This is a genomic window from Caulobacter endophyticus (genome assembly GCF_003116815.1).
GTDB classification, from domain to species: domain Bacteria; phylum Pseudomonadota; class Alphaproteobacteria; order Caulobacterales; family Caulobacteraceae; genus Caulobacter; species Caulobacter endophyticus.
Map to the genome: position 1 here is coordinate 1 of NZ_QDKQ01000054.1, position 10,941 is coordinate 10,941.

General features: G+C 61.4%; 8 protein-coding genes. 5 read left to right on the forward strand and 3 right to left on the reverse strand.

The window, feature by feature from the left end; all coding sequences use genetic code 11:
* The coding region (locus tag DDF67_RS15010) for a cadherin repeat domain-containing protein (RefSeq protein ID WP_146198040.1) at positions 1–2,605 on the reverse strand (2,605 nt) is incomplete at its 3' end.
* A 525-nt stretch (positions 2,606–3,130) separates the two neighbouring features.
* On the opposite strand from DDF67_RS15010, the gene DDF67_RS15015 reads away from it, so the two are divergent.
* The 3 genes from DDF67_RS15015 (at position 3,131) to DDF67_RS15025 (ending at position 7,518) form a co-directional block, all read left to right on the forward strand.
* Entirely contained in the window at positions 3,131–4,876 is a 1,746-nt protein-coding gene (locus DDF67_RS15015; RefSeq protein WP_109101678.1) for a type I secretion system permease/ATPase, read from the forward strand.
* 1 nt (position 4,877) lies between these two features.
* A complete protein-coding gene (locus DDF67_RS15020) occupies positions 4,878–6,224 on the forward strand; it encodes an HlyD family type I secretion periplasmic adaptor subunit (protein ID WP_109101679.1) in 1,347 nt (448 codons plus the stop codon).
* A gap of 154 nt (positions 6,225–6,378) precedes the next feature.
* Positions 6,379–7,518 (forward strand): acyltransferase family protein, encoded by a 1,140-nt coding sequence (locus tag DDF67_RS15025; RefSeq protein WP_109101680.1) that lies wholly within the window; start codon positions 6,379–6,381, stop codon positions 7,516–7,518.
* Positions 7,519–7,569: 51 nt separating this feature from the next.
* On the opposite strand, the gene DDF67_RS25360 is transcribed toward DDF67_RS15025, so the two are convergent.
* The gene (locus DDF67_RS25360; RefSeq protein ID WP_146198041.1) at positions 7,570–7,785 is read right to left on the reverse strand and encodes a hypothetical protein; all 216 of its coding nucleotides are present in this window, start codon (positions 7,783–7,785) and stop codon (positions 7,570–7,572) included.
* A gap of 219 nt (positions 7,786–8,004) precedes the next feature.
* On the reverse strand, positions 8,005–8,337 hold the full coding sequence (locus DDF67_RS15030) for a hypothetical protein (protein WP_146198042.1): 333 nt from the start codon (positions 8,335–8,337) through the stop codon (positions 8,005–8,007).
* Between the two features lie 486 nt (positions 8,338–8,823).
* Between DDF67_RS15030 and DDF67_RS15035 the strand changes: the two genes are divergently transcribed.
* Both DDF67_RS15035 and DDF67_RS15040 read left to right on the forward strand, forming a co-directional pair.
* Positions 8,824–9,528 carry a calcium-binding protein gene (locus tag DDF67_RS15035; RefSeq protein WP_109101682.1) on the forward strand — a complete coding sequence of 235 codons (705 nt, stop codon included), beginning with the start codon at positions 8,824–8,826 and terminating at the stop codon, positions 9,526–9,528.
* A gap of 344 nt (positions 9,529–9,872) precedes the next feature.
* The coding region (locus tag DDF67_RS15040; RefSeq protein WP_199229250.1) for a right-handed parallel beta-helix repeat-containing protein at positions 9,873–10,941 on the forward strand (1,069 nt) is incomplete at its 3' end.

A 10,941-nucleotide genomic window follows, 5' to 3' on the forward strand; every position in this document is an offset into this window, starting at 1 on the left:
GGGGCGAGGTTTCGACGACATCATTCACCTTGACAGACACCGACGTCTTAACACTGCCAGTCCCATCACTCGCCGTGACGTTCACGACGATGGTCGAGGCCTTCTCAAAATCGACAACTTGGCCAGCTTTGAGATAGAGATCGCCATCCTTGACGTAGAACCGCGCGTCATCAACGACATAGCTGAATTGACGGAAGCTCGAAGCCTTATCGGGATCGGAGACGGTAAGGGTGGCGATTTTCGTTTCGACGATCGTGTTTTCGGTCACCGAAACCAGGTTGCCGACACTGATCGCCGTCGGCGCTTCATTGACGTCCTTTACCTGCACATTGACGGTTTCCACGAACTTCGCGTCGCCGAGCGTAGCCGTAACGCCGACGGCGATCTGCGAGGCTTTCTCGTAGTCGAGGCCCGCCCCGGACTTCAGATAGAGCGCGCCATCGCGCACGAAGAACCGGGCGTCACTCGTGCTATAGGCGGCGCCTTCGATCCCGCCGGTCAGGCCGATTTGGGCGACCTTGATTTCGCTGGATGAATTTTCGGCGATTTGGGTCAGCTGGGTGATTTCCACTTCCAGCGCCGCACCAACCACGCCGGCCGCGGTCAGGTTGAGCACCACACCCGTCCAGCCGTCGCTATCGCGCGTCACCAAGATGAGCTCAACAACAGGCTCCTTGGCGAAGTCCACTGACTGACCCGCCTTCAGGTAGAGCCCGCCATCGTGAACGGAGAACCGGGCGTCGCTGGCCTGGACGAACGCGTCAACGACGGCGCCGCTCGCGCTCAAGGTTTGCAGATCGGCGATCCGCAGATCCTTGGCTGTAACGCTCTCGGGGGTGATCACGACGGTGGGGGCGTCGTAGGATTGCGACGTCGTGGTTGTAACGCCGGCGCGCGAGGAGAGCATCTTGTAGCCGCCCTCCAGGACGTTGAGCCCCGTCACCAGGGCGCCTGGGGTCTTGCTGGTGAAGTTGAACCAGCGTGCGTCGCTGCTGTAGGCGCCGACGGATTTCTCAGCGCTGTTGTTGGACACCTCCACCATACTGCTGGAAGTGCCGATCAGCTCTTGAAACACGACCGCGTTCGCGCCCGACGCCAGGGCCACATCGACGAAATGATTGCCGACGACCGCGAACTTCTCGACGTCGCCATAAACGCGAATAATGCCCGCAGAACTTGAGGTGGAAAGATTTCCGCCTCCGATGAAGGTGTTGAACGCGATCTTGGAATCGCCCACCGCCTCGGAAATCTTGATAACGGCCAAGTCCTTCACGATGCCGGCCGGCGCCGTGGGCATGTCGACGAACGTGTTGCCGATGACCTCGATGTCGGAGGCGACGTCGTCGTGGACGCCGTCATGGAGCGGCTTGATCAGGACGCCCGTGGCCTCCGAGCCGTTTTTGGCCGAGGTGTAATAGGCCGCGCCGCTGTCCTCGATCCAGTTGCCCTGGATAATCAGGCCATGGGCCTTGGCGTAAATGGCGTTGGAGTCTTCCTGCCCGAGAAGGCCGCGAAGGTGCTCGATGCGATTGAACGAAATGACGTTGTCGCCGCGCTCAGCGCTGATCACGCCCCGCGCGTCGACAAAGACGGCGGCGTTGGTGTCGTCGTAGCGCGAGAGCGAGTCGATGTCGTGGGCGTAATTGTTAGTGATGTTAAGCTTGGTGGAGTGGCCTTCGATATAAATCGTCTTGTCGGTGCCGATCGCGATACCGGTCTGAACACCGTTGCTCTTCAAGCCGGGCTGGGCCCGATCGCCGGTGGCGTCGCCCCATTCGTTGTAAGTGGCGTTCACTTCCGTCCACAGGGTGCTGAAGATGTTCAGCATCCCGTAGGTGCCGACCAGCGTGTTGCCGTGGAAATTCACCGCGCCCATCTGGGTGGTGTCCGAGACAAACATGAAAGCGTTTTCGCAATTGACGAATTCGCAATCGGTGATGGTCACAGCAGGACCGACGGTCGAGGTCGTCGCCGGCACATCCATCGCAAGCCCGCCCTTGGCAGGATCGAAGCGGTCAAATGCATAGGTTGTCGTGGAATGGTAAGGCGCCCCGTCGCTCAATGCGACGCTGCCGCCGAGCACCTGGCCAAACCCCTCAAACGCCAGCCCCTTGAGCGTGACGTCATCGGATTTGAGATAGAGCCAGCAGTCGACGTTCTGAGCCACGAATTTGGGCGGCGTCTCGCCATAGCCGTAGATCCCGACCGGGGAATAGCGCGGCTCTCCATCAACGACATAGGTGCCCGAGCCGATTTTTCCCGGGACGCCCTGGGCGACGCAGGCGTCGAGCCAGGCGTCAATGCTGGGGAAGTCCTTGGCGTCTAGGGCGTTGGACGGGATATCGGTCTTCTGGTCGTAGGCCTTGGCCTCTGGCGGCCTGTAATCGAGCCCGATCGGACGCTCGGCCGTCACGGCCGCGGTGACGACGGGCGAGGCCTTCAGGACTTGGCCGCCAGCGAGATTTAGATCGCCGCCGCCAAGGCTCAGGCTGGGGCCGTCGCCAGCGATGGTCACGCTTTCAGCAAGTGCATTGAATACAGTGGAGTCACTGACTTGCTCAGTAACGTCGGCGACTTGCGAAAGGGTGGTGGTGGCGACGGTCATTTTGCGGAGCTGATCCCAGAGCACGTGACGATGTCGTAGGAAAATATCGGCGTCTGAACCTTCCTGCACGGTTACAGAATGTCGCTAACCGGCATTAACAATCGAGAAAAGCAAAGATAACAAAAGATTAAACCCAATTCGCATAAGGGTTTTCTGCGATAGCATTGGTATCTGCGTGCAATGAATGATGGGCAATTCGGGACAGTTTGCCGCATTCACCTAAGATAAATTTGAGATTTGGGGACGAATATCCTGTTCCATTTTGTCGCACGCAGGAACAATTGGTCGCACCCCAGCCCCAATATCTCGCCGTTCTGCGAACGGCGCTCTTCGGTGTAGTCTCAAAGTTTGACCGCATTTGAGCCGCGATCTGCCGGCGATCAAACTTGACTATATTAGGCGGCGTTCTTCCCGCAGGTGGCGCGGGCCAGCGCATCAGGCTACGACTCGTCGAACGCTAGCCATCGGCGCATAATGTGCGTCCTTGCATCTTGCCGCGCCGGCGCACGCTCAGGGAGAACAACTGTGAAGCTGCTTGACGGCCCGATACCCAGCGTACTGGCCGACGCCGTCAGGACGTGCCGCCGACACTTTGTGGGGGTGGCGTTATTCAGCGCGCTGATGAACATTCTCTACATCGCGCCGACGATCTATATGATGCAGGTCTATGATCGGGTGGTTCCCACGGAGGGACGCCTTACCCTGCTCTATCTCACAGGGGTTGTTGCTTTTGCCCTCGCTACCCTGGCGGCGCTGGAGGCGGTGCGGGGCCGATTGCTCATCTTGGCGAGCCTGCGCCTTGATCGCGTGCTGGGCGGACCGATCCTGACGCGACTTATGAGCCGGTTAGGCCCGGCGACCACTCAGCAGGGAATGCGGGACTTCGACACGGTTCGCGCCGCTCTGACTGGCCCCGCAGCGTTGGCTGTGATCGACGCGCCGTGGACCCCGTTCTACGCGCTCGTGGCGTTCTTGATCCACCCTGCCTTGGGCGCTCTCACCGTCGCCGGCGGAGTGCTGCTGGTGTGGCTGGCCCTGGCCAATGAAAAGGCGACGCGCACTCGGCAGCAGGACGCGGCCCAGGCCCAGGCCGTGGCCTATGCCGTGCAGGAGGCTTCGGCCTCAAATGCTGAGACCGTTCGCGCGCTTGGGATGGGGCGCAATCTTCGCGAGCGTCAGCTTTCCGAACGTAGCCGAGGCCTGGACCTGGTCGCGAAGGCTCAATTCACCGGCGGGCGCTATGCGGCTGCGACAAAATTTGTGCGGCTGTTTCTTCAGTCCGCGGCCTTGGGCCTGGGCGCATGGCTCGCGGTGGAGCGCCAGATATCGGCCGGGTCCATCATCGCCGCTTCGGTGCTGCTCAGCCGCGCCCTTCAGCCGGTCGAACAGTTGGTAGGATCCTGGACCGTCGTTGGCCAGGCCCGGAACGCGATGAATAATCTCCTGCGGCTTTTTTCCGAGGCCGATGCGGGTCGCGGCGGCACTCAACTGCCACCGCCACGCGGCGTTCTAAGCCTGGAGCAGGCGTCAGTCCGCGCTCCCGGCCAGAGCGCGCTGCTGCTGCGGGGCGTCACAATGAGGGTGGAGCCGGGAGAGATCGTCGGCGTCATCGGACCCAGCGGAGCCGGCAAGACGACCCTGGCCAAACTTGCCGCCGGCGCCATCAGCCCGGATGCGGGACTCGTCCGCCTGGACGGCGCCAACCTCCTGGATTGGACGGCGGATCGGCTAGGTCGCCACGTCGGCTACCTGCCTCAAGACTCGGGCCTAATGGCTGGCACGATCCGCGACAACATCGCGCGCTTCGAAGTCGCCGACGAAGAGCGCAACGCCGAGGCGATCGATACGGCCGTCATTGCGGCGGCTCAGACCGCCGGCGTCCACGAGCTAATCCTTCAACTGCCTAGAGGCTACGATACGGTCCTGGGCCTGGGCGGGCGGGGGCTATCGGCTGGACAGGCCCAACGTATTGCGCTGGCGCGAGCCCTCTATCGCGATCCAGTGTTGATCGTCCTGGATGAGCCCAACTCGGCGCTCGACGCCGAAGGGGAGGCAGCGCTTGCGGCGGCGGTAAGGCTCGTGCGAAAGCGGGGTGGTGCGGTGATTATCGTCGCTCACCGGGCGGCCATTCTTAGCAGCGCCGACCGGCTGGTTCTTCTTGTCGAGGGACGCGTCGAACGCGATGGGCCGCGCGAAGAGGTCATGAAGGAAATGGCCCAGCGCGCAAGCGCGGTTAAGCGGGCTCCGGTCGTCAGCCGCACGGGATCATAGAATGAGCGCTGAACTCGTCGGCGACAAAGCCTATACGCGCTTGCCCGATCAGCCCGACGCCACTCTCAAGATTGGCGCTCTTATTGCGGGCGCCTTCTTCGTGGCCTTCCTCGGGTGGGCTGCGCTCACGCCTCTAGACGCCGGCTCGTACGCCCACGGCCTGATCGCAGTCGCGGGCAACCGCCAGGCGGTGCAGGTTCGCGATGGGGGCATCGTAACGCGCTTGGCGGTTCAAGAAGGCGAGAACGTCAAGAAGGGCCAAGTTCTGCTCGAGCTCTCCGCGTCGGAGGTGCGCAGCGTCGAGAGAGGCCTCACGGCGGAGGTCTATGCGCTTTGGGCCCAGCGGGCGCGGTTGCAGGCAGAACGAGACGGTGCGCCCAGTCTCTCTCCTCCGGCGGAGTTTGCCGCGATCGCGTCCGAGGATCGCCCGTTGGCCGAAGAGGCGCTTGAGCTGCAGCGCCGCCATTTTGCTGCGCGTAGAGCGGCGTTGAGCACCCAGAGGGGCGTCCTGGTTCAGAGGTCGCGCCAGCTGGCTGAGCAGACGAGCGGGGCCGAGCGGCAGCTGGACGCCAATCGTCGGCAACAGGACCTCGTCTCGAAAGAACTGCGCGGTGTCAAAGCGCTCGCCGACGAGGGCTATGCGCCCCAAACGCGCGTTTTGGCGCTCGAGCGCAACGCCGCCTCTCTCGCTGGCGAAGACGGCGCTTACCGAGCTCAAATCGCCCGATCACGCGAAGCCATCGGCGAGTCGCGGCTGCAACTGCTCTCTCTGGAGCGCGAGCGGATGGAGGAGATCGCCGATCAAATGCGCGAGGTGCAAGTCAAGCTTGACGAACTGCAGCCTAAGCTGTCCGCGGCGCGAGAACAGCTGTCTCGCGCCATCGTTCGGGCGCCCACCTCTGGAAAAGTGGTGGGCCTGAAGGTGTTTACGGTCGGGGGAGTCGCCGCCCCCAACCAGACCTTGATGGAGATTGTTCCCCAGAACCGGCGTCTCGTCATCCAAGCCAAGGTGTCGCCAGCGGATGTCGACGATCTTAGCGTTGGCCAACGCACCCAGGTACGGTTTAGCACCATCCACGATAAGAAGCTTCCTCTGGTCGATGGGCGCTTGGAAACGATCTCCGCCGACAGCCTGACGGATGAAAAGACCGGTGCGCAATATTTCAGCGCCGAGATCGCCGTTCCGGAGGCCGAGCTCGACAAGATCCGTGCCGTAAGGGGCGCGCAAACGCGGCTTCAGGCCGGCATGCCGGTGGAAGTGCTCGTACCATTGCGCAAGCGTTCGGCCCTGGCTTACCTGATAGATCCGATCACCCAAACCTTCTGGCGGTTTGGTCGGGAAAGCTGACTGTACATATTCCAAGCAAAGCTTCAGACCTTGGCGTGTTTTCTGCGGCGGGCGTCGAAAAATCGCATTGACTAGGCCTTGCCGCAACGAGGATCCAAACTTCGCCCCACTTGTGGCTCATTCGAATTTCCAAGTGTTCGCACGGAGGAGTTCGATGGTCGCACAGCAACCCGCGCAAGCGAAGATTGCGGGCCTTGAGGGGCTTCGGGGGTTGATGGCGCTCTGGGTGATCGCGGGTCATCTAGCGGCGACATTCGGCTGGCAGCTTGGGCTTATCGGGCGCAGCACCCTTGCCGTCGACGTGTTCATACTGCTGTCTGGATTCGTCATCACGCGACTACTCGATGTAAAAGACGAACCGTTCGGAGTGTACATTCTGCGGCGCGGGTTCAGGGTTTTTCCCCTCTACCTGATTGCGCTTTTCCTTTCAGCGCTGCTCTTGGGCGTCCAGCAGGAAGCGTGGGCGCAAGTCTCTGCGCTATCGCCCGCAAACGTTTCGCGACTTCGACTTGTAGAAGAAGCTGGGGTTAATCTCCCCCTTCACCTACTGACACATATTCCACTTGCTCAAGGTTTGGTTCCCGAGGCGATCTCGCCTCGCGCGGCCTTCACGATCCTGGGTCAGGCCTGGAGCATATCGTTGGAATGGCAGTTCTACCTCGTTGCTCCTGCGCTGCTGGCGTGCGCGACATCGTCAAAGCGCTGGTGGCTTGCAGCGAGCATCGTGCTGGCGCTGTTGGCGATTTCACCCCTCTTCGGCAAAGCTTTCCTAGGGGCGAAGATCCTGCACTTCGTCATTGGCGGGGCCAGCTACTTCCTCGTGACGCGCGGCCCGAGTTTGACGGCCCTGGGCCTGATCCTAGCGGCTGCGACCGGCGTGATCGCGCTTGAGGGCAAATTCCAGGTCGTCGCGCTTGGCGTGTGGTTTGTCGCGTTGACAGCAACGGTCGGGCGGTTGCCGGTAATTGGCGTGGCTATTGAGCGGGTTTTGTCCTCATCGCTGCTTCGATTGCTGGGGGAGACATCCTATTCCGTCTACCTGATCCACATGATCCCACTCTACAGCTCGATTGTTGTTTTTAACCGATTGGGGTTCACGGGAGCGAGCCTTAGCGCCGGCGTGGTCCTGACCACAGTCGTCGGATCCTACGGCCTGTCGGCGGCGACCTACTACGGTATCGAACGGCGCGGCATCGCGCTTGGTGCGCGTATCGCGGGAAGACTGCAGATGCTGAGGTATGCTTCGGCTTGCAAAAGTGACCCCCATCTCGGGGAGATCGGCGTCCAAAAATGACCCTGTCCTTAAGGCTTTGATGGCCAGATCGACAGATTGTGTAGCCGTGGATCAGACGGGGATGATGCTAATGGAGACGGCGGCGAAGACCGGCGCGAGCACTTCGGTCGGGGCAAGGTCTCGACGTCGTACGCCTGTGAGCACGCCGAAACCGGCGGCGAGGGCAAACAGTTCTACCGCTTCGGCAAGCCCGAAGACGACAGCTGGCCCTTCTTGCTCGAACTCTTCTCCCGCGCGCCCGACGCTTTCCGCGGGGCAGCGCGCCACAGCTGCCCCCCCTATCCCCGCCGCCGAGGACGTAGCAAGCCTCTCGGCGATCCTGGTGGCCCGCGAGTATCAGGAGACGCCAAGCAGAAGGCTCGGGTCGTTCGAAAACTCGCCCAGGCTGGATGACCACAGTCGGTCGACCAAGGCGCAGTTGCTGCCCGCCCCCGCTCCGCGACAGGGCGAAGCTTTTCTCCCGCCCAGCGCTCGCAGAGCTGGGCGTCAGTGCAAGGGTGTAAAAGGCAGGTTAGGCGGGGCGGCCTCACCCTCGCTCTCATCGACTCGACGACGTTCCGCGGCAACCTTTTCGGCGACACGTTGCGCCTCTGCCGCTTCCTGCAGCCGCTTGGCCCTGGCTTTTATCTCTTCCGCATGGGCCGCTACGGTCGCGGCGAACGCGAGAAAGCCTTGATGGGACATCACCAGGCGCGATGACGTCTCGCTCTTCACCTCACCGTCCTTGAAAGGTCCCGAAGGGCTGAAGAACACGATCATGCTGGTGTCGCTTGCTGATCCGACACTAGCAGAGGTCACGAATATCGGTGCAGAACTCATGCCGAGTCTCCTATCGACGCCCCCTACCTGCGATAATTGGACGCATAAGTTGAAGAAATCGATTACAAGCTTGGCTGGAATGCGGGTTTAGGCGCCGCCAAGCAGGTTCGCGGCCGTTTAGCGCTGAACCTCTGCGGAACAATCAAAATCGGCCGTTGGGTTCTCAACGCTGCGGCGGCTCCTCTCGGGCGCATGAGCCATAGGCGGTACGAACCAGGATCCAGGCAACATAGAGACCAGTGAGCCCGCCAAGGGCGCTGAACCCCCAATGGGAACCGCCAGATCGAAGCACTTCAAGCATCGTTGTCATGACCAGGGCTCCCGGAGCGCTCGCAACCCTAGATCGATTTTCTTTCATGCGCAGCAGTCGAGCGTCATCGCGGAGGCCCGCCGAGTACGTCTCTGCGCCAATTGTCGCATCCGGCAGGCCGTTTACCCGCTCTTCATCGCCGGGCTCCAGCCTCGCTGACAGTTGTGGAGGGCGAGTTGAACCAATTGATCATCAGTTTTGAAGAGCTTGGCGTCTCCAATGAGAGCGAACTGCTCGATAGCGTCGCCCTTAGTCTGCCGTTGAGCGTCAAGGTTCCGCTTGACCCGGCCGAGGATAGTATCCTCGCGCCCGGGGGGAAGGTCTCCTATGAACAGGCGGCCTCACCGATCGTTGTGACCAACAACGGCGTGGAGGGATCTCAAACGGGCCTGGACCACGTGGTCGCCTTCGAGCTCGTCGGCGGATCGGGCGACGACGTGCTCAGCGGGTTTGACCGACTTGTCGGGGGGCGAGGCGATGATTTGCTAATCGCCGGTCATTTCGCGTCGGGAGGCGCCGGGGATGACACTCTGATTACGGACAATAGCGGCGCGCGTGTCCGTCTGCTCGGGGATGGAGGCGATGACACCTTCATCATCCGCCATCAGGTCGAGGCGACGGGCGGCGCGGGTCGCGACGTGTTCCGTTTCGAGAGCGATGGCTGGGGCATGATCAACGACCTCTCGGCCGGGGATCGGATCGACCTGACGGCGTTGTTCGCCGCGAAGGTCGAAAGGCCGTGGGATGGCTATCTGATGGCCGAGATATCCGGCGGCTATACGACGTTGTGGTTTGATCCTGACGGCGGCGGCGACGCGTATGCTTCGTTGATTACGCTCAAGGGCGTCTTCACGGACCTCTCGGACTACCTTGTGCTCTAGTCGAGCAGCCGGCACGCTCCTGGCCGCTGGCCCGCAAGCCATGATGGTGAAGGCCTCTATATCGCTGTTCTGGTGAACATTGACGCCGCCGCAACAGCGAGCGCGCGCCCCTGCGGCGAGACCTGGTCCACGCAGATACGAAATGATTGCGAGCAGCCTTAACCAGCACTTAGGACATGTGGGCGCGTGCCTGCCGTCGCCTGCCTGCGACGATATAGTTAAGCGATAATTTGCCGCGTTGCTTTACAGGCCAGTGACGCCCAATCTTTAAATCCGCTGGCGTCGGCGCGCCATGGTCTACTTGGCGACATTTGACCAGCGTGTTTTCTGTATCGGGGATCTACATGGCCGCAGAGCTGTTTGCGGGGGCTTCGCCCTTGCGCATTATCCATGTGTCAGCAGGTGCGGCAGCCGGAGGTGATGGTAGCGCCGAAAAGCCCTTCGCAACCATCCAGTCAGCCGTCGTCGCCGCCACGCCCGGCACGGCGATCTATGTTCACGCTGGAACCTACGTCGAGAACGTCAAAATCCCCCATTCGGCCGGCGGCTCAGACGGGGCTCCGATATGGCTGGTTTCAGCCGACGGCCCCCAGGCCGCCAAGATTATCGGGGCTAGCGCCGACAAGCCCGTGATCCAGGCCTTGGGCGTCGACAATTACGTCATCAAAAACTTCGCCATCACGGGGGGCTATGATGGTGTGCAGTTCAGCCAGAGCGGCACCGATTATACGAACTTGGTCAATAACGTCGTCATTCAGGGCAATGTCATTACAGGCGCCGTTCACGATGGGATAAAGATCGGCCAAGCTAACAACGTGCAAATTGTCGACAATCTCATCACCGATATTCGGGATGAAGAGGGCATTGACGTCGTCGGCTCGCAGAACGTGGTCATCTCCCGGAATGAGGTCGCCCGGGTCGGAAGCACGTCGGCGGCGATTTTCGCCAAGGGCGGCTCAAGCAACGTTCAGATCTCTGGAAATTATGTTCACGACGTCAACGGCGACGGCATTGCGGCAGGCGGATCGACCAGCGGCTCGTCAATGCGACCGGGAACAAACTACGAAGCGAAAAACGTCGACATCTTTGACAATAAGGTTCTCGATGTCGGCAAGCAGCCGGTCAGCGTCCGCGGAGCGGTGGACGTAGATATCTACGGCAACTATCTGGCGGCCAACACGACCAACCCATGGGCTGTCTACCTAACGACGGGCGACAAGACTGCCGCCGTCCGCCTCTATTCGTCTGACGTGCAGATCAGCAACAATGTGCTCGTCGGCGCCAAGCGCGTAACGCAGGTCGATAGCGGCAACGGCGTGGATTTGATTGTCGCTGACAACGCCGCGTCAATCTGGGCAAAGCCAGTGGGCCCTGCGCTCAGCGCAAGCCTTCCGACCCTGCCGACCTCGCCCT